This window comes from Phytopseudomonas seleniipraecipitans (assembly GCF_900102335.1).
GTDB lineage: Bacteria > Pseudomonadota > Gammaproteobacteria > Pseudomonadales > Pseudomonadaceae > Aquipseudomonas > Aquipseudomonas seleniipraecipitans.
On record NZ_FNBM01000003.1, the window covers coordinates 191,869 to 208,856 of the forward strand.

Annotated in this window: 18 protein-coding genes and 1 other RNA gene; 6 read left to right on the forward strand and 13 right to left on the reverse strand. The window is 63.5% G+C overall.

All coding sequences use genetic code 11. The annotated features are described in order from the left end of the window. Positions 1 to 41 precede the first annotated feature (41 nt). The 11 genes from gcvT to BLS60_RS08580 form a co-directional block, all read right to left on the reverse strand. Positions 42 to 1,136 (reverse strand): glycine cleavage system aminomethyltransferase GcvT, encoded by a 1,095-nt coding sequence (gene gcvT, locus BLS60_RS08530; protein WP_092366915.1) that lies wholly within the window; start codon positions 1,134 to 1,136, stop codon positions 42 to 44. Positions 1,137 to 1,342: 206 nt separating this feature from the next. Further along, the gene (locus BLS60_RS08535; RefSeq protein WP_070880176.1) at positions 1,343 to 2,959 is read right to left on the reverse strand and encodes an ABC transporter permease; all 1,617 of its coding nucleotides are present in this window, start codon (positions 2,957 to 2,959) and stop codon (positions 1,343 to 1,345) included. Positions 2,960 to 3,064: 105 nt separating this feature from the next. Next, positions 3,065 to 4,066 (reverse strand): extracellular solute-binding protein, encoded by a 1,002-nt coding sequence (locus BLS60_RS08540; protein ID WP_092366917.1) that lies wholly within the window; start codon positions 4,064 to 4,066, stop codon positions 3,065 to 3,067. A 160-nt stretch (positions 4,067 to 4,226) separates the two neighbouring features. After that, positions 4,227 to 6,668, reverse strand: a complete 2,442-nt coding sequence (locus tag BLS60_RS08545; protein ID WP_092366919.1) for a TonB-dependent siderophore receptor — start codon at positions 6,666 to 6,668, stop codon at positions 4,227 to 4,229. A 117-nt stretch (positions 6,669 to 6,785) separates the two neighbouring features. Then, positions 6,786 to 7,721 carry a FecR domain-containing protein gene (locus tag BLS60_RS08550; RefSeq protein WP_092366925.1) on the reverse strand — a complete coding sequence of 312 codons (936 nt, stop codon included), beginning with the start codon at positions 7,719 to 7,721 and terminating at the stop codon, positions 6,786 to 6,788. A 3-nt stretch (positions 7,722 to 7,724) separates the two neighbouring features. Next, positions 7,725 to 8,225, reverse strand: a complete 501-nt coding sequence (locus BLS60_RS08555) for a sigma-70 family RNA polymerase sigma factor (protein WP_092366928.1) — start codon at positions 8,223 to 8,225, stop codon at positions 7,725 to 7,727. Between the two features lie 86 nt (positions 8,226 to 8,311). Continuing rightward, positions 8,312 to 9,532, reverse strand: coding sequence for a 2-octaprenyl-3-methyl-6-methoxy-1,4-benzoquinol hydroxylase (locus BLS60_RS08560; RefSeq protein WP_092367429.1), 1,221 nt, complete (start codon positions 9,530 to 9,532; stop codon positions 8,312 to 8,314). Between the two features lie 13 nt (positions 9,533 to 9,545). Continuing rightward, a complete protein-coding gene (locus tag BLS60_RS08565; RefSeq protein ID WP_092366930.1) occupies positions 9,546 to 10,028 on the reverse strand; it encodes a DUF4442 domain-containing protein in 483 nt (160 codons plus the stop codon). Further along, entirely contained in the window at positions 10,025 to 11,215 is a 1,191-nt protein-coding gene (gene ubiH, locus BLS60_RS08570; RefSeq protein ID WP_092366932.1) for a 2-octaprenyl-6-methoxyphenyl hydroxylase, read from the reverse strand. The genes BLS60_RS08565 and ubiH overlap by 4 nt, the downstream gene beginning before the upstream one ends. A 4-nt stretch (positions 11,216 to 11,219) precedes the next feature. Beyond that, positions 11,220 to 12,554, reverse strand: a complete 1,335-nt coding sequence (gene pepP, locus BLS60_RS08575; protein ID WP_070880181.1) for a Xaa-Pro aminopeptidase — start codon at positions 12,552 to 12,554, stop codon at positions 11,220 to 11,222. 38 nt (positions 12,555 to 12,592) lie between these two features. After that, complete coding sequence (locus BLS60_RS08580) at positions 12,593 to 13,147, reverse strand: YecA/YgfB family protein (RefSeq protein WP_092366935.1); 555 nt, start codon at positions 13,145 to 13,147, stop codon at positions 12,593 to 12,595. A gap of 145 nt (positions 13,148 to 13,292) precedes the next feature. Between BLS60_RS08580 and BLS60_RS08585 the strand changes: the two genes are divergently transcribed. The 4 genes from BLS60_RS08585 to BLS60_RS08600 all read left to right on the forward strand — a co-directional run bounded on the left by BLS60_RS08585 (position 13,293) and on the right by BLS60_RS08600 (position 14,728). Next, entirely contained in the window at positions 13,293 to 13,502 is a 210-nt protein-coding gene (locus BLS60_RS08585) for a TIGR02449 family protein (protein WP_027908823.1), read from the forward strand. After that, positions 13,499 to 13,813: a cell division protein ZapA gene (locus tag BLS60_RS08590; RefSeq protein ID WP_070880183.1), complete on the forward strand. Its 315-nt coding sequence runs from the start codon at positions 13,499 to 13,501 to the stop codon at positions 13,811 to 13,813. Before BLS60_RS08585 ends, BLS60_RS08590 begins: the two co-directional genes overlap by 4 nt. A gap of 33 nt (positions 13,814 to 13,846) precedes the next feature. After that, positions 13,847 to 14,025, forward strand: a non-coding RNA gene (gene ssrS / locus BLS60_RS08595) — 6S RNA. A 106-nt stretch (positions 14,026 to 14,131) separates the two neighbouring features. Then, a complete protein-coding gene (locus BLS60_RS08600; RefSeq protein WP_092366940.1) occupies positions 14,132 to 14,728 on the forward strand; it encodes a 5-formyltetrahydrofolate cyclo-ligase in 597 nt (198 codons plus the stop codon). Here the strand turns inward: BLS60_RS08600 and BLS60_RS21475 are convergent. Beyond that, complete coding sequence (locus BLS60_RS21475; protein WP_164090891.1) at positions 14,725 to 14,865, reverse strand: hypothetical protein; 141 nt, start codon at positions 14,863 to 14,865, stop codon at positions 14,725 to 14,727. The two genes, BLS60_RS08600 and BLS60_RS21475, sit on opposite strands and share 4 nt — an antisense overlap. A gap of 113 nt (positions 14,866 to 14,978) precedes the next feature. Here BLS60_RS21475 and BLS60_RS08605 point away from each other — a divergent pair, with 113 nt between their 5' ends. After that, positions 14,979 to 15,428 carry an EVE domain-containing protein gene (locus BLS60_RS08605; RefSeq protein WP_070880185.1) on the forward strand — a complete coding sequence of 150 codons (450 nt, stop codon included), beginning with the start codon at positions 14,979 to 14,981 and terminating at the stop codon, positions 15,426 to 15,428. Here BLS60_RS08605 and BLS60_RS08610 read toward each other — a convergent pair whose 3' ends face one another. Further along, a complete protein-coding gene (locus BLS60_RS08610) occupies positions 15,429 to 15,845 on the reverse strand; it encodes a flagellar basal body-associated protein FliL (protein ID WP_070880186.1) in 417 nt (138 codons plus the stop codon). It abuts the gene before it with no gap. A gap of 141 nt (positions 15,846 to 15,986) precedes the next feature. Here BLS60_RS08610 and BLS60_RS08615 point away from each other — a divergent pair, with 141 nt between their 5' ends. Continuing rightward, on the forward strand, positions 15,987 to 16,967 hold the full coding sequence (locus BLS60_RS08615; RefSeq protein ID WP_092366942.1) for an NADPH:quinone oxidoreductase family protein: 981 nt from the start codon (positions 15,987 to 15,989) through the stop codon (positions 16,965 to 16,967). Positions 16,968 to 16,988: the final 21 nt, after the last annotated feature.

A 16,988-nucleotide genomic window follows, 5' to 3' on the forward strand; every position in this document is an offset into this window, starting at 1 on the left:
CCGGGCCGTCGGGGAAATTTAGCAGGCGTACGGGGGCTACGTCAGATCAACACTTTGCCATGGCGCACGAAACTTGGCTTGACCACTCGTAGCGGGTACCACTTGCCACGAATTTCGACTTCAGCGCGATCCCCAGTACTCGCTGGTACGCGGGCCAGGGCGATCGACTTGCCGAGCGTCGGCGAGAAGCTGCCACTAGTGATTTCACCCTCGCCTACGCCATCCACCCGCACCACCTGATTAGCACGCAGCACCCCGCGCTCCTCAAGCACCACGCCAACCAGGCGCGAGTGTGAGCCCTCCTGCCGCTGACGCTGCAATGCTTCGCGGCCGATGAAGGCGCGCTCGGCTGGCTCCCAGGCCACTGCCCAGGCGAGGTTGGCAGCCAGTGGCGAAACCTGCTCGTCCATGTCCTGGCCGTAGAGGTTCATGCCGGCTTCAAGGCGCAAGGTGTCGCGGGCGCCCAGACCGATCGGCGAGATGCCCGCGCCCACCAAATCATTGAAGAACGCGACCGCTTCGCCAGCTGGCAGCATGATTTCCAGACCATCTTCGCCGGTGTAGCCGGTCCGCGCGATGAACCATTCGCCGTCAGCCAACCCCTGGAACGGCGCGAGGTCGTGAATCAGCTTGGCGCGCGACTGACTGACCAGCTCGGTAGTTTTGGCGCGCGCTTTGGGACCCTGGATGGCGAACATCGCCAGGTCGCTGCGTTCACGCAACTCGACCACGAAGTCGCCACTCTGCGCGCGCATCCAAGCCAGATCCTTGTCACGCGTGGCCGCATTGACCACCAGTCGATAGGACGGCGCAGGCGATGAGTCGAGCAGGTAAACGATCAGGTCGTCGATAACCCCGCCGTGTTCATTGAGCATGGCGCTGTACAGCGCCTTGCCCGGCGCCTGCAGGCGCGCCACATCATTAGCGAGCAGGCGCTGCAGATAATCTTTGGCTTCGCTGCCGAGCACATCGACCACGGTCATGTGCGAGACATCGAAAACCCCGCAATCGCGGCGCACCTGATGGTGCTCCTCGACCTGCGAGCCGTAATGCAGCGGCATGTCCCAGCCGCCGAAATCGACCATCTTCGCGCCGAGTGCGAGGTGCAGGTCGTAAAGAGGTGTGCATTGTCCCATGGGATCTCCTTCCGGGCGTTGCAAGGCTGTAGCGCGCGCGGATAGGGCCATTCCAGATGATTTTGGAAGTGGCTGCATGGCGGGCCGCAGCGAATGGCGCGCATTGTAGCCGCATGGCCGGGGCCGGTCATCTTGGACATTGGCAGCCCTTGTAACAAAGCCAGCAGGATGGCTCACCAGACGCCCTGGCATCTGCCTGATGCCGTCTATCCGATTCGATGCGCAGAGCGGCGAATCAGCACGATCACAGGCAACAGACCGACCAGCACCAACGTCAGCGCCGGTAATGCCGCGCGGGCCCATTCGCCTTCACTGGTCATTTCAAAAATCCGCACGGCGAGGGTGTCCCAGCCGAACGGCCGCATCAGCAGCGTGGCGGGCATTTCCTTGAGTACATCGACGAACACCAGCAGCGCGGCCGACAGTGCGCCGGGCGTCAGCAGCGGCAGATACACACGCAGAAATAGCGGCGCACCGCCCACGCCCAGGCTGCGTGATGCCTGCGGCAGTGTCGGGCGAATGCGCGCCAGGCTGGCTTCCAACGGCCCGTAGGCCACCGCCAGGAAGCGGATCAGATAGGCGAGCAGCAGCGCGCCGAGACTGCCGAGCAACACGGCCTTGCCAGCGCCGCCCAGCCAGCCCGACAGAGGGATGACCACCCTGTTATCCAGCGTACTGAAGGCCAGCATGATCGCCACCGCCAGCATCGAACCTGGCAGCGCGTAGCCCAGGTTGGCAAGGCCCACGGTGGCGCCCATCACTCGCGTTGGCGCCATGCGCCGAGCGAATGCCAACAGCAATGCCACCGAGACGGTGATCAGCGCCGCGATCACCCCCAAGTACAGCGTGTGCTGGATCAGCGCTAGGTAACGCTCATCCAGGTCGAAGCGGCCACGCTGCCAGAACCACACCAGCAACTGCAGCAACGGAATGACGAAGGCGCAGGCGAACACCAGCAGGCACCAGGCGCTCGCCGCGACCGCGCGCAGGCCGCTCAGGCGATACAACGGGCCACTACGTGCACGCTCAGTCGAAGGCCGCGTGGCGCCTCGGGCACGACGTTCACCGTAAAGCACCAGCATCACCGCGAACAGCAGCAGGCAGGCCAGCTGTGCGGCGCTGCCGAGGCTGTAGAAGCCGTACCAGGTCTTGTAGATGGCCGTGGTGAAGGTGTCGTAGTTAAACACCGACACGGCGCCGAAATCCGCCAGCGTCTCCATCAACGCCAGCGCCAGGCCGGCGCCGATAGCCGGACGAGCCATCGGCAAAGCGACCCGCCAAAACGCCTGCAAGGGCGTATGCCCAAGCGTACGCGCCGCTTCCATCAGCCCTCGGCCCTGAGCGAGAAAGGCATTGCGCGCGAGCAGGTAGACGTAGGGGTAGAACACCAGCACCAGAACGATAATCACCCCGGCCGTGGAACGCACCCGGGGAAACCGTACGCCCGTGCCAAACCACTCACGCAGCAGGGTTTGCACCGGCCCGGAGAAATCCAGCAGGCCGACGAACACGAACGCCAGCACGTAGGCGGGAATCGCGAACGGCAGCATCAGCGCCCAATCCAGCCAGCGCCGGCCGGGAAACTCACACAAACTGGTCAACCAGGCAAGGCTTACGCCCAGCACCGTCACGCCGACACCCACCCCGAGCACCAGCGTCAGGGTATTGCCGATCAGCCGTGGCAATTGGGTCTGCCACAGGTGCGACCAAATCTGCCGATCCACCTCGTGCCAGCTGGACAGCAGCACTGCCAGCGGCATCAGCACCAGCAGGGCCACGGCGAAGGCGATGGGGTACCAGCGGCGCTGGGCGGGGTGGGCCACACAAACTCCTAGAAAGCGCAAAGCACGACGCCCCGGACCAGCCGGGGCGTCGTAGTCAGCACCTGAAGAACGCTCAGCAGGGAGCTCAGGCGCAGCGGTCGGTAATCAGTTCCAGCCGGCGCGATCCATCAGGCGAATGGCTTCGGCCTGGCGCTTACCGGCCACTTCCACGGCAATGCTGTCGGCCTTGAATTCACCCCAAGAGGCTACTTCAGCAGACGGCTTCACGTTCGGGTTGGCCGGGAACTCCTTGTTGGCGTCAGCGAAAATGTTCTGCGCCTCGGCACTGGTCATCCACTCGACGAGTTTTTGAGCAGCTTGCGGGTTCGGCGCATGCTTGGTCAGGCCAACACCGGACAAGTTGACGTGCACGCCGCGATCCTGCTGATTCGGCCAGAACAGCTTGGCTTTAAGGTCCGGTTTCTGTTCATGCAGACGACCGAAGTAGTACGTGTTGACGATCCCCACGTCGCACTGGCCAGCGGCAACGGCGTTGACCACCGAGTTGTCATCGGGGAATACGTCGGTGGCGAGGTTGTTGACCCAGCCCTTGATGATTTCTTCGGTCTTGGCCTCGCCGTGGGCTTCGATCAGCGTGGCAGTCAGCGACTGGTTGTAGACCTTCTTGCTGGTACGTAGGCACAGGCGGCCTTCCCAGTTCTTGTCGGCCAGCGCTTCGTAGGTGGTCAGCTCGCCATCCTTGACCCGCTCCGGGGAGTACACAATGGTCCGCGCACGCAGCGACAGGCCGGTCCACGCGCCACTGGCTGCGCGGTACTGGGCGGGAATATTGGCGTCGACGACGCTGGACTTCATCGGCTGCAGAATGCCCATCTGCTCGGCCTGCCAGAGGTTGCCGGCATCCACGGTGAGCAGCAGGTCCGCCGGCGTGTTTTCGCCCTCGGCCTTGATGCGCTCCATCAGCGGCGCTTCCTTGTCGGTGATGAACTTGACCGCCACGCCAGTCTTGGCGGTGTAGGCATCGAACACCGGCTTGATCAGTTCATCGATGCGCGAGGAATAGACAACCACCTCATCGGCCGCCTGCACGGCGCTGGACAGAGCACTCAGGGTAAATACTGCTAGCAGCGCGCGACGTACCGACATGACAACGACCTTGTTGGAGTGAAAGAAGCGAGGATGATAGTTACTCGCATCTAAGACGCACACCAGCAGGTCGTTGCCAGATATTACCGTTCGTCCCAAAACCACGTGCCGCCGGCGCACGCCAATCCTGTGCAAGCGCGTGGCAGCGGCTGAGGCTGGGTCAGTAGGTGTATTGCAGGCTGGTCATGACGTTGCGCGGCGCGCCATACAAGCCTGCCGCTGTGGTGGTGAGGTACTCCTTGTCGAACAGGTTGTTGAGGTTCACCGCTGCCGACAGCGCAGGCGTGAGCTGGTACCTCGCCATGAGATTGACCAGCGCGTAGCTGCCTTGGGTGGTCGCATAGCTGAGGTCGTAGCCGCTCTCGCTTTGCCAGTTCACCCCGCCGCCGACGGTGAGTTTGTCCAGCGCGCCGGGCAACCGGTAGCTGGTGAACAGCTTCACGCTGTTGCGCGGAATTTCGGTGACGATACGTCTGTCGTCGTCATTGAAACTCACGCTGTAGGAGTAGCCCCCGGTGAGCTGCCAACCGTCGGCCAGCTCACCATTGACCTCCAGCTCCACACCTTCGCTGGTGGTGCCATTTTCCGCCTTGTAGGCCTGGAAGCCGTTGGGCTGCAGCAAGCTGCCGTTGGCCACCGCGAGGTTGTCCTGCTCGACACGAAACACCGCCAGGCTGCCATTGAGCCGCCCGTCGTAGAAACCGGCCTTCAGCCCGACTTCATAGCCAGTACCTTCCTGAGGATCCAGCGGCGTGCCGTTGACGTCGCGGATGTTGGCGTTCTGCGGGTTGAAGATTTGCGTGTAGCTGGCATAGGCCGTCCAGACGTCACTGAGATCGTAGACGAAGCCGGCATAGGGAATGACGATGCCGGTTTCGGTGCGCTCCGTTTTGCTGGTGGCGCCGCCATACAAGCGGCTTTTGCTTTCGCGATTCCAGTCCACCACACGCGTACCGAGGATCAGGCTGGCCGCATCGGTCAGGTGCCAGCGCGACGTCAGGTAGGCGGCGTACTGGGTTTCGGTCAGGTCGCTCTCGCCGATCTTGTTGAATACCGGCTTCGGCGCCTGGCCGTCCCAGCCGTAGATGTTGTCGATGCTGCCGGCATAACCGGAGCCCGGACGCTGCCAGCCGCCATAGTTGGAGGTTCCCCGCTCCTCGAGGCGCGACAAGGTCACCCCACCGATAAGCTCATGCTCGCGCCCCAGCAGCGGGAAGAAACCCGTGAGGTAGGCGTCGAGATTGTCCTGCTCGGGCGTCGCTTCCCAGCGGGTCGGCATGATGTAGGCACCTGAGCCAGTAGCCGGATTGATCAGGCCATCCATGTAGCTGACCACGGTGTCGTAATCGTTGCGCGCGTGGCTGTACTCCACCTTGCCGCTCCAGCCATTGGCGAACTGCTGCTCGACGGAGGTGAACAGCGTGCTCTGCTGGCGATCGTAGTACGTCCAGTCAGGCGAGCTGTTGAACGAGCGCTTGATGTCGGTTCTTTCGCCGCTGGTGGTGAACAGCGGAAAGCCGGTACGCATCGGTGCGTTGCTGTTGGTCGTTTGATGGCTGAAGCCCAGGGTCAGCAGGGTGGATTCACTCAGATCCAGCTCGGTGATGCCGTACAAGGTGCTCACCTCCTGGCTGAAGCGGTCGATCCAGGCATGCTGATCCTTGTGATCGACGACGAAACGCCCGCGCACATTGCCACTCTCGGTCAACGCGCCGCCGACATCCACACCCAGGCCATAACGATCCCAGCTACCGGCTTCGGCCGACAACTGCACCTTGGGCTCGATGCCCGGGCGTTTGCGGATCAGGTTGATGGTCGCAGACGGGTTGCCCAGGCCGCTGACCAGCCCGGTTGCGCCACGCACCACCTCTATCCGGTCGTACATGGCGGTGTTCTGGGTGTAGTTGTCCATGCCCGCCGACGTCGGTACGCCGTCGATGGCGAAGTTGCGGATGGCGAAGCCGCGCGACAGATAGGTGGTGCTGTCAGCGCCCAGGCTTTCGCGAATCACGGTGATGCCAGCGGTGGCATCCAGCGCATCGGTCAGGCTGTCGAGGTTCTGGTCATCCATACGCTGGCGGGTCAGCACGGTGACCGATTGCGGCGTTTCCTTGAGGGACAGGTTCAGGCGTGTCGAGCTGCTGGACGACTCCGTGGTGTAGGAGCCCGTGCCCTCAGTGGTCGACCCCGGCGCCTTGCCAGAAATGCTCAATGCGGACAGCTCCAGTCCTTTCCCCTGACCTTGGCTGGTCGGCACCAGCACATAACTGCCGTTGCCCTGGCGCTGGGCCTGCAAGCCGCTGCCCTGAAGCAGGCGCGCGAGCCCTTCGTCGACGCCGTAGTCGCCCTGCAGGCCCGGCGAATCCAGCCCCTCGGTCTGCACCGCTGCGAATGAAAGCGTCACCCCGGCGACCGTCGCGAACTGGCTCAGCGCGGTGCCCAGCGAGCCTGGGGCAATGCGGTAGCTCAGTACCGCCGCCTCCTGCGCCAGAACCTGGCCTGGCATTGCAAAGAGAAGAGGTATCGACGCGCAGGTCAGCCCGAACAGGGCCAGGTGAACGGCGCGGGCCATCGGCTTGGCCGGCGAGAGAAAGCGGGGCATGGTCATTTCCTTGTCATGAGCTGGGCAAATCCGCGGTGATGCAAAACCGCTTCATGTGCTTGGCCGAATGAGAATGAAAATCGGCAACCCCCAATAGCTGTTTTTTTGCAAAACCGTTCAGGCAGGCTCGATACGCGCCCAATAGCGACTCAGGTAACGCACCCGAATGGGCAACGAGGCGCCCAGGTTTTCCAGAATGATGTCCGTGTCGTCGACCCGAAAAGCGCCAGACAGGCGCAGACCAGCCACCGCATCAGCACACTTCAGATAACCGGGACGGTAGCGCGCCAACTCGGCGATGAAGGCATCTAGACGCCAGTCGATCACCGTCAGCATGCCCTGGGCCCAGGCACCCGCTCCCGGCGGCAATGTGTCGGGCGTACCGACAGCAGCGGCCTCGACAGCGACCCGTTGATTGGCGCCGATGCGCACCGCCCGATTGGGCTGCCGGGCGGCACGTACCTCGACCGCATCCTCCAGCACCGCAACCTGAGTGCTGTCGCCCTCGCAGCGCACGCTGAAACACGTCCCCAGCGCGCGTACGCTGCCCTGCGCGGTATGCACCACGAAGGGCCGTCCAGCCGGATCGGCAGCGGTACGCACGAGTATCTCGCCGCGATGCAGCTGCAATTGCCGCAGGTTGGCGTCGAAACGGATATCCACTGCCGTCGCGGTATTCAGATCGAGCACGCTGCCATCGCTCAGTTGCAGGTGGCGGCGCTCGCCGGTAGCCGTGCGCTGATCGGCAAGCCAGCCCTGCTTAGGTGCGAGGTCGAAGGACGCCCAGCCCGCCGCCCCGGAGGCGAGCAGCAAGCCCAGCGTCTTCAGCACCACACGCCGGCGCGCCCGCACGCCGTCCAGCGCCGGTAGCGCGACATCGGCAGGCAAGCCGCCGAGCTGATGCTGCAAGCGCTCCACCCGCGCCCAGGCCTGGCGATGCCGGGGGTGCTGCGCCAGCCACTCACGGTGCGCCTTGCACTCGGCTTCGCTCGGCGGCGTGGCGTTGAGCTGCACGTACCAGGTGGCGGCCGCTTCCAGGGTCTGGCGATCCATGGCTCAGTCTTCCATCAGCAACAGGCAATGGGTCATGGCGCGGATCATGTGCTTCTTCACCGTGGTCACCGACACGCCCAGGCGCTCGCCGGTGGCGACATAGCTGAGCCCTTCCAGCTGCACCGCCAGAAAGATCCGCCGCGTGCGCTCGCCAAGACCGTCGAGCATGGCGTCGACCGCAGTGAGGGTTTCGAGGATCAGCAGACGGGTTTCCGGCGAAATGTCCATCGGCTCCGGACGCAGTGCCAGCACATCGAGATAGGCCTGCTCGACGGCCTGGCGACGGAACTTGTCGATCATCAGCGCGCGGGCAATGGCGCTCAGGTAGGTGCGCGGCTCGCGAATGGCCTGCACGTCACGGGCACTGAGCATCCGCAGGAAGGTGTCCTGAGCCAGGTCGGCAGCATCGCTGGCATTGCCCAGGCGAGCCCGCAGCCAGCCCTTGAGCCAGCCGCTGTGTTCTACGTAGAGAAGATGCAACTCGGAATGATCCGGGCCGGACATGGCAGCACCAGCGACTAAAGATGATAATGCATCGCATTGTCATGCAGTAATCAACGTCACGCAAGGGATGAGAATCCCCAGGATGCTTAGCGGGCCTTGGCCAGCTCCGGCAGATCACCGCTCAGACCCAACGCCTGGCGCACGAACAGCGCTTTGGCCTCATCCAGGCCATCGACCAGCCCCAAGCCAGTGTTGCGCAACAAGCGCAACGTCAGCGAGTCACTCTGGAACAGCCGTTGGAAGCCTTCCATCGCCGCCATCATCGCCAGGTTGTGCGGCATGCGGCGGCGCTCGTAGCGACTCAGCACGCGCTCGTCGGCCAGGCGTTCACCGCGACCGGCGGCTTGCCCCAGCACCTCGGCGAGTACCGCTGCGTCGAGGAAACCCAGGTTGACGCCCTGCCCCGCCAGCGGGTGAATGGTATGAGCGGCGTCACCGATCAGTGCCAGCCCGGGCTCCACATAACGCTTGGCATGGCGCTGCCGCAGCGGAATGCACAGCCGGCGATCCGCCTGCAAAACCTCACCGAGGCGGTGCTCGAATGCCTGCCCGAGAGCGCTGCAGAACGCCTCATCGGAGAGCGCCATCAGTTCGCTGGCTTGCTCCGGCGTGGTCGACCAGACGATCGAGCACCAATGTTCGCCGTTGCGCTCGCCCAGCGGCAGAAAGGCCAGCGGGCCGTCGTCGGTAAAGCGCTGCCAGGCAGTGGCCTGGTGTGCAGCGGCGCAGCGCACGCTGGTGACGATGGCATGGTGCAGGTAGTCCCACTCGCGTGTTTCGCAGCCGGCCAGACGGCGCACTGCAGAATTGGCGCCGTCGGCGGCCACCACCAGCGGCGTGCGCAGCTCTCGGCCATCGGCGAGGGTCAGCAGCCACTCATCACCGGAATGGCGCAGCCGCTCCAGCCGCGCGGTGGCAAGCAGGGCCACGTCGCTGTCATGCAGACGTTCGAGCAACGCATCCTGCACCACACGGTTTTCGACGATATGTCCAAGGGTATCGGCATGCACGCTGGCTGCGCTGAAATGGATGTTGCCGGTGCCGCTGCCGTCCCAGACGTACATGTCGCGGTAGGGGCAGCTGCGCCGCGCCAGCACGCCAGGCCAGGCGCCGAGGCGCTCGAGAATGCGCTGACTGGCCATCGACAGGGCGCTGACCCGGGGCTCGTAGGCGGAAGCGGCGTCAAATGGCTCGGCCTGCAGCGACCCGCCGTCCACCAGCAGGCACTCCAACCCCTGCTGGCGCAAGGCAAGCGCCAGGGCGCTGCCAACCATTCCGGCACCGACGATGATCAGGTCTGCACGCATCTCGTCCATTTCCTCAGGCTGCCTGCTGCAGGCGCGGTTTGCGCCGCACGTAAAGCGTCTTGTGTACCCGCGCCACCAAGGCGCCCTCGCCGTCACGCACTTCCACCTGCAGCTCCGGCAGGTATTTGCGTCCCGCCGCCGTGCACTGCCGGACGTCATCGATAAAAGCCTGGTCGATAGCGAACGACGCATACACCGGGCCGCGGCCCGGTGCGATGAAATCAATGCTGGCGGCCTTGTCCCAGACCACGTAATCGCGACCAAGGTTCTCCATCAGCATCAGCATATAAAACGGATCGGTCATCGAATACAGGCTGCCGCCGAACTGGGTGCCCACGTAATTGCGGTTGTACCAGCGCAGTGTCATTTTCACCTCGACCTGGCGAAAGTCCGAGGCGATGCGGCGGATCCAAACGCCGGCGCCCAGATAGGGCGGGTAGACGTTCATGACCCAGCGCAGCAGGCGCGCCTTGCGTGCCAGCCGGCGAGCATTCATTGCGGCGTACCGCGAGTGCCCATACCCATTGCCTGACGCGCGAACCAGCGCTTGGCCGGCGGCAACAGTTCCAGGCCGAGCAAGCCGAGGTTGCGACCAGCAGCAAGCAGCGGCTGGTCGGTGCTGAACAAGCGGGTCACCTGATCCGAGAAGCCGACTGTGACAGCCTGATCACCGGCCTGCGCGGCGGCATAGCGCTGCAGCGTGGCCAGATCACCGAGCGGCGCGGCGCTTGCCAGCAGGGTATCGGCCAGGGCGCGCACATCGCGCAGCGACAGGTTGAAGCCCTGCCCGGCGATCGGATGCAGGCTGTGGGCCGCATTGCCGAGTACCACCAGATTGGCGCGCACCTGTTCGGCCGCCTCGACCAACACCAGGGGATACGGCACGCGCGCGCCGACCTGGCGAAGCGCCCCCAGGCGATAGCCGAAAGCTGCTTGCAATTCAGCGAGGAAGGCGCGCTCGTCGAGGTGCAGCAACCGCTCGATATCGCGGCTCGGGTGGGTCCACACCAACGCGCAGCGATTGTCGGAAAGCGGCAGCAGCGCCAGCGGGCCGGACTCGGTGAACCGCTCGAAGGCCTCGCCGCCATGGGCAAGCGCCGGGGTGATGTTGGCAATCAGCGCGGTCTGGCCATAAGGCCGCTGGTTTACCGTGATGCCCAGCTGCTCGCGCAGTGAAGAACGTCCACCATCGGCCAGCACGGCCAATGAACAGTCGATCAGGGTCTCATCATCAAGGGTCAGGCGGTAGCCATCCGGCAGTGCTTCCATGCGCTCCACCTGCGCCGGACAGCGCCACTGGATCACCTCGGCATCCAGCGCTTGCCACAGGCATTGGCCGAGCCAGGCGTTTTCCACCACGTAACCGAGGGCCGGAACGTCCTCCTCGTCGGCACTCAACCGCGCGGCAGCGAAGCGCCCGCGATCGGACACATGGATCTGCTCGATGGCCGTTGCCCGCTCGGCAATCGCCGACCACACGCCGAGGCTTTCGTAGATCAATCGCGAGCCGTAGGACAGCGCCGTGGAGCGGGCGTCGTAACTTGGCTGGTAGGCTTCACCGGGCGCGAACGGCTCGATCAACGCAATGCGCCAGCCGCGTTTGCGCGCCTCGGGCTGCAGCGCCAGCGCCAGGCTGGCACCGACCAGCCCACCACCGATAATCGCCAGATCGACCCGAAGCATGGCGTCAGGCGACCTGGGTACGGGCAGCGGCCATCAACGCCTCGATCTCGGCGACGGTCTTGGGCACGTCGCCGGTGAGAATTTCGCAGCCGGTCTTGGTCACCACCACATCGTCCTCGATACGGATGCCGATACCGCGCCATTTTTTGGCAACGTTCTGGTTGTCTACCGCAATGTAGATGCCCGGTTCGACGGTCATCGCCATGCCGACTTCGAGCACGCGCCACTCACCGCCGACCTTGTACTCGCCGACATCGTGAACGTCCATGCCCAGCCAGTGCCCGGCGCGGTGCATGTAAAACGGCTTGTAGGCTTCGGCGGCGATCAGCTCGTCGACGTTGCCCTTGAGCAGACCCAGCTCGACCAGGCCAGCGGTGATCACCCGCACAGTTGCTTCGTGGGCTTCATTCCAGTGCCGCCCAGGAGCGATGTACTTGAATGCCTCCATGTTGGCCGCCAGGACGATCTCGTAGATGGCCTTCTGTTCGGCCGTGAACGTACCGCTGACCGGAAAGGTGCGGGTGATGTCGCTGGCATAGCAGTCAATCTCGCAGCCGGCGTCGATCAGCACCACGTCGCCGTCCTTGAGCAGGGCATCATTCTCGCGGTAATGCAGGATGCAGGCATTCTTGCCCGCCGCGACGATGGAGCCGTAGGCCGGCATCTTCGAGCCACCCTTGCGAAACTCGTAATCCAGCTCGGCTTCGAGGTGATATTCGTACAGCCCGGCGCGGCTTGCCTGCATCGCACGCACGTGGGCACGGGCGGAAATCTGCGCAGCCTCGCGCATCACTTTCACTTCACCGGCCGATTTGTAAAGCCGCAGGTCATGCAGGAAGTGGTTCAGCGCCACGAACTCTTTTGGCGGCGTGGCGCCCTGGCGAGCCTTGGAGCGGATCACGTTGACCCACTCCATCAGGTGGCGGTCGAATTCCGGGTTGGTGCCCACCGCGTAGTAGACGCGCTCACGCCCCTCGATCAGCCCCGGCAGGATGTCGTCGATATCGCCGATGGGAAAGGCATCGTCCGCACCGTAGCGGCTGATGGCGCCTTCCTGACCGGCGCGCAGACCATCCCACAACTCGCGCTCGGGATCACGCTCACGGCAGAACAGTACGTATTCGCCATGCTCGCGACCGGGAATCAGGGCGATCACCGCCTCGGGCTCGGGAAAGCCGGACAGGTACTGAAAGTCGCTGTCCTGGCGATAGACGTGCTCGACATCACGGTTGCGGATGAACACCGGGGCCGCCGGCAGAATGGCGATGCTGTTGGGTTCCATCAACGCCATCAGCGCCTTGCGGCGACGGGCGTATTCCGCTTTGGAGATGCTGGTCATGGGCACGCTGGGTTCCGGTCAGTCGAATGGAGGTGGTATCAGTGCAGCGACGGCTTCGGCGCAGGAGCCACCGGTTTGTTGCACTCGGCGAACAACAGCAGGGGCGCCACACGCAGGTACTCGGTGACCTCCATGTAATCGTTCTCGCCGTCCTCGGATTCGTCCAGGGCATTTTGCACCTGGGCAATGGCAGACAGATCCTGCAGCACTTCCATGGCTTCGGCGCTCAGAGCGGCGTCCCCGGAAGTCAGCCCGAAACCGCCAAGGAAACCCTGACACCACTGCCCCAGCGCGGCAGCACGTTCGGCCAGCGGCGCATCGTCGGAGGGCAACAGCAGCACCACGGTGACATCATCACCGGTCAATTCGCCGCACACCATCTCCTGCAGGCCGATCAGCGCCTGACGGACATTTTCCGGCGGCTCGCTGCCCAGCAGCTCAGTGGCATCGACCAGCCAGGGGCCAGCCTCGAAGCCTGCGCCAGCGCAGCTGCGGCCCAACAACAGGCCGTGCAATTCGGCGGGGGAAACGGAAGAGCCGCCACTGGCGAGCAGGGTGGCGAATGCAGCGTAGGGAGAACTGGAAGTCGGCATTGATCACTAGGCGCCAAGAGGCGCAATCACTAGAATAGAGGCCTTGTATCCTAGCACCGGCAGGCGCGCCAAGACCATCAGCGGGTTTGACCACTGCTGACCTCGCGCCTATACAGTCCGGACAACCCTGCCAAAGCGAGAGCCAATGGAAGACGCCGATCTACAAGCCCTGACGGCCAAGCTGGAGCTGCTGATCCAGCGGGTCGAGCGACTCAAGGCGCAAAACCGTCTCCTGCTGGAAAGCGAGCAGGCGTGGCGTGAAGAACGCGCTCATCTGATCGAAAAGAACGAAATGGCTCGGCACAAGGTCGAATCGATGATTTCGCGCCTCAAAGCCCTGGAGCAGGACTCATGACCCAATCGAATACCGTTACCGTCCAGATTCTGGACAAAGAATATTGCATCGCTTGCCCTGCGGATGAGCGCAGCAACCTGCAGAGCGCCGCCCGCTACCTGGACGGCAAAATGCGCGAGATTCGCAGCGCCGGCAAAGTCATTGGTGCCGACCGCGTTGCGGTGATGGCCGCCCTGAACATCACCCACGACCTGCTGCACAAGCAGCAGCACCTTGATCAGCAGGCCACTGCGACGCGTGATCATGTGCGTGACCTGTTGGGCCGTGTCGACAATGCCCTGGTCGATGATGCAGATGGCCGCGGCGTCTGACCAACGGTCGTCAGTTTGCGTTATACTGGCCGCAGCTCCCTGGAGTGTGCGCCAGTCGGTGGTGTCCCTGAGCCGATACGCACAACCCCGGGGGTTGTCAGTTGAGGCCGGTGTGCATGTCCGCTTGACGGAAAGCCTTAAGGTTTCCTGCAACCTCCACCTTGAACTTTCGGGTTCAAGGGCTAAACCGACAGCGGCATGCTGGGGAGTCACAATTTATAGCCCGTTGCTGGCTTCGGCTGGCAACGGGTTTTTTATTGCCCGCGATTCCTACATGCACCGCCGTGCGGCTACTCCTTCCCAGGTTGCCGCTCACCCATGATCGATGCCAGCGACCTTACGCGCAGCCAGCTGCGTCGCACCTTGCGCCAGCAGCGTCGCAACCTGCCTGCCATGGCGCAACGGCGAGCCGCTTTGGCGCTGTATCGCCAGTTGGCTCAGCATCCACTGTTTCGCCGCGCCCGGCATGTCGCGCTGTACCTGGCCAATGATGGGGAAATCGATCCGCATCTGCTGATCGCAGCAGCACATGCTCATGGCAAGCAGGTCTACCTGCCCGTGCTTAAGTCATGGCCGCGCACCAGCATGGTGTTCCAGCGTATCGATGCGCACGAAAAGCTCGCCCGCAATCGCTTTGGCATTCCCGAGCCGCGCCGCGACAGCAAGCGTCAGCGCAAGGTATGGGCGCTCGACCTGATTCTGCTGCCGCTGGTGGGCTTCGATAGCCATGGCGGGCGACTCGGCATGGGTGGCGGTTTCTATGACCGTAGCCTGAGCTACCGGGCGCGGCGCAAGAATTGGCACAAACCGACACTGCTCGGTCTGGCTCACGACTGCCAGCAGGTCGACCGGTTGAGTATGGCCAGCTGGGATATTCCGCTGGACGGCACGGTGACCGACCAGGGTTGGTATTAGCGCGCGGAAATGTCCGTCTCGGCCACAGCGGATGTAGCGGAACCGCTTTGCCACTGACTTTGCGTATAACCGGTAGTCACCATCCCCAGGCTGAACACCACCACCAGCACCCACAACAGATCCGGTTTGCGCCTCATGTATCGCCCCCTTCCGGCTCTCTCGTCCGGGCCTAACAAGGTATTATTCATCGAATATCGCTGCGTAACCGCGCTGTCGGCTACGTTCACCGCCCGATCCGAGAGCAAAGTTCATGCCCTACTGGCTGATGAAATCCGAACCCGACGAACTCTCCATCCATGACCTGCAGCGCCTGGGCAAGACGCGCTGGGACGGTGTGCGCAATTACCAGGCGCGCAACTTCATCCGCAGCATGCAGGAAGGCGATCAGTTTCTGTTTTATCACTCGAGTTGCCCGCAGCCAGGCGTAGCCGGCATTGCCCGCATCGAAGGCAGCCCGTACCCGGACCCAGCGGCACTGGACGCCAAGAGCCACTATTTCGATGCCAAGGCGAGTGCCGAAAAGAACCCCTGGACGGCCATCGACGTGGCATTCGTCGAGGCCTTCCCACAGGTTATAGAACTGGCGGAATTGAAAGCTCAGGGCGCGCTGCAGGAGCTACCGCTGGTGCAGAAGGGTAGCCGGCTTTCGGTGATGCCCGTCAGCGAAGCGCAGTGGACTGCGATTCTGCTGCTGAGGTGATCAGCCCTGCAGAATCAGGTTGTTGAACAGCAGGTCCTCGACCAGCGGCTGGCCCTCTTCATCGCTGAGCACCTGTTGCACCTGCTTGAGCGCTTCCTGGCGCAGCTTTTCCTTAGCATCCGGGGTGGCCAGGTTTTCCTCGGTCTGCTGGGAAAACAGCATCACCAATTGATTACGAATCAGCGGTTCATGGTGAGTGACCTTGGCTTCGGCCTCGGCGCCGGTGACGCGCAGGGCAACGTCGGCCTTGTAATACTTGAGCTTCGGCCCGGCCCCGAAGTTGCCGACCAGCGCGGGCGTCAGGCTGTGATAGATCACTTGGGGCGCGGCGCCCTCGCCTTCCTTTTTTTCTTCTTCATTGGCGAAGGCAGGCAACGACAACGCACAGGCGAGCAACAGGGTCAGGAAGGTTTTCACGGGCGATCTCCATTGAACTGCCGGCAAGCATAGCAACGCCTGCGGCCGATCCCAATGGTTATGGGCACCCATCAGAGGCGCCGATGCTGATTGACCCGACCGCTGCCGCTCCTAGACTGCATGAAACAGGAGGTGACCATCATGAAAGCGCTGCTCTGCAAGGCCTTCGGCCCCGCCGACACCCTGATACTGGAGGAGACTGACAACCCGCACCCCAAAGCCAACGAGGTGCTGATCGACGTCCATGCCGCCGGGGTGAATTTCCCTGACACGCTGATCATTGAAGGCAAATATCAGTTCAAGCCACCCTTCCCGTTCGCACCGGGCGGAGAAGTGGCCGGCGTAGTCAGCGCAGTGGGCGAAAAGGTCAGCCACCTGCAAGTCGGCGCGCGGGTCATGGCGCTGACCGGCTGGGGCGGCTTCGCCGAGCAGGTCGCGGTGCCCGCCTACAACGTTTTGTCCATGCCGGACAGCATGGACTTCATCAACGCCGCGGCATTCGGGATGACCTATGGCACCTCGATGCATGCGCTCAGCCAGCGCGCTGACCTGCAGCCTGGGGAAACCTTGTTGGTATTGGGTGCCTCTGGCGGCGTCGGCCTGGCTGCCGTTGAGATCGGCAAAGCCATGGGCGCCCGAGTGATCGCCGCAGCAAGCAGCGCTGCCAAGCTGGACGTGGCGAAACAGGCGGGCGCCGATGAGCTCATCGACTACAGCACGCAAAGCCTTAAAGACGAAGTGAAGCGCTTGACCAATGGTCAGGGTGCCGACGTGATCTACGACCCGGTCGGTGGCGACCTGTTCGACCAGGCCGCGCGCAGCATTGCCTGGAACGGCCGCCTGCTGGTCGTCGGCTTCGCCAGCGGACGTATCCCTGAGCTGCCGGTCAATCTGATGCTGCTCAAGGGCGCCGCGGTAGTTGGCGTGTTCTGGGGCTCGTTTGCCCAACGCCACCCCGCCGATAACGCCGCCAACTTTGCACAGCTCTTCGCTTGGCATGCCGCCGGCAAACTCAAACCGCTGGTTTCGGAAACATTCGCCTTGGCGAACGGCGGTGCAGCCATCGATGCGCTCGCACAGCGCAAGGCAGTCGGCAAGCTGGTTGTGCAGGTTGTCGACTAGGCAGCGCTGACCAGCGGGCGA

Bases quoted from the DNA above. Each gene is read 5' to 3' on its own strand.
- gcvT (WP_092366915.1), bottom strand. From the start codon at position 1,136: ATGGGACAATGCACACCTCTTTACGACCTGCACCTCGCACTCGGCGCG.
- BLS60_RS08540 (WP_092366917.1), bottom strand. From the start codon at position 4,066: ATGTCGGTACGTCGCGCGCTGCTAGCAGTATTTACCCTGAGTGCTCTG.
- BLS60_RS08545 (WP_092366919.1), bottom strand. From the start codon at position 6,668: ATGCCCCGCTTTCTCTCGCCGGCCAAGCCGATGGCCCGCGCCGTTCAC.
- BLS60_RS08550 (WP_092366925.1), bottom strand. From the start codon at position 7,721: ATGGATCGCCAGACCCTGGAAGCGGCCGCCACCTGGTACGTGCAGCTC.
- BLS60_RS08555 (WP_092366928.1), bottom strand. From the start codon at position 8,225: ATGTCCGGCCCGGATCATTCCGAGTTGCATCTTCTCTACGTAGAACAC.
- BLS60_RS08560 (WP_092367429.1), bottom strand. From the start codon at position 9,532: ATGCGTGCAGACCTGATCATCGTCGGTGCCGGAATGGTTGGCAGCGCC.
- BLS60_RS08565 (WP_092366930.1), bottom strand. From the start codon at position 10,028: ATGAATGCTCGCCGGCTGGCACGCAAGGCGCGCCTGCTGCGCTGGGTC.
- ubiH (WP_092366932.1), bottom strand. From the start codon at position 11,215: ATGCTTCGGGTCGATCTGGCGATTATCGGTGGTGGGCTGGTCGGTGCC.
- pepP (WP_070880181.1), bottom strand. From the start codon at position 12,554: ATGACCAGCATCTCCAAAGCGGAATACGCCCGTCGCCGCAAGGCGCTG.
- BLS60_RS08580 (WP_092366935.1), bottom strand. From the start codon at position 13,147: ATGCCGACTTCCAGTTCTCCCTACGCTGCATTCGCCACCCTGCTCGCC.
- BLS60_RS08585 (WP_027908823.1), top strand. From the start codon at position 13,293: ATGGAAGACGCCGATCTACAAGCCCTGACGGCCAAGCTGGAGCTGCTG.
- BLS60_RS08590 (WP_070880183.1), top strand. From the start codon at position 13,499: ATGACCCAATCGAATACCGTTACCGTCCAGATTCTGGACAAAGAATAT.
- BLS60_RS08600 (WP_092366940.1), top strand. From the start codon at position 14,132: ATGATCGATGCCAGCGACCTTACGCGCAGCCAGCTGCGTCGCACCTTG.
- BLS60_RS21475 (WP_164090891.1), bottom strand. From the start codon at position 14,865: ATGAGGCGCAAACCGGATCTGTTGTGGGTGCTGGTGGTGGTGTTCAGC.
- BLS60_RS08605 (WP_070880185.1), top strand. From the start codon at position 14,979: ATGCCCTACTGGCTGATGAAATCCGAACCCGACGAACTCTCCATCCAT.
- BLS60_RS08615 (WP_092366942.1), top strand. From the start codon at position 15,987: ATGAAAGCGCTGCTCTGCAAGGCCTTCGGCCCCGCCGACACCCTGATA.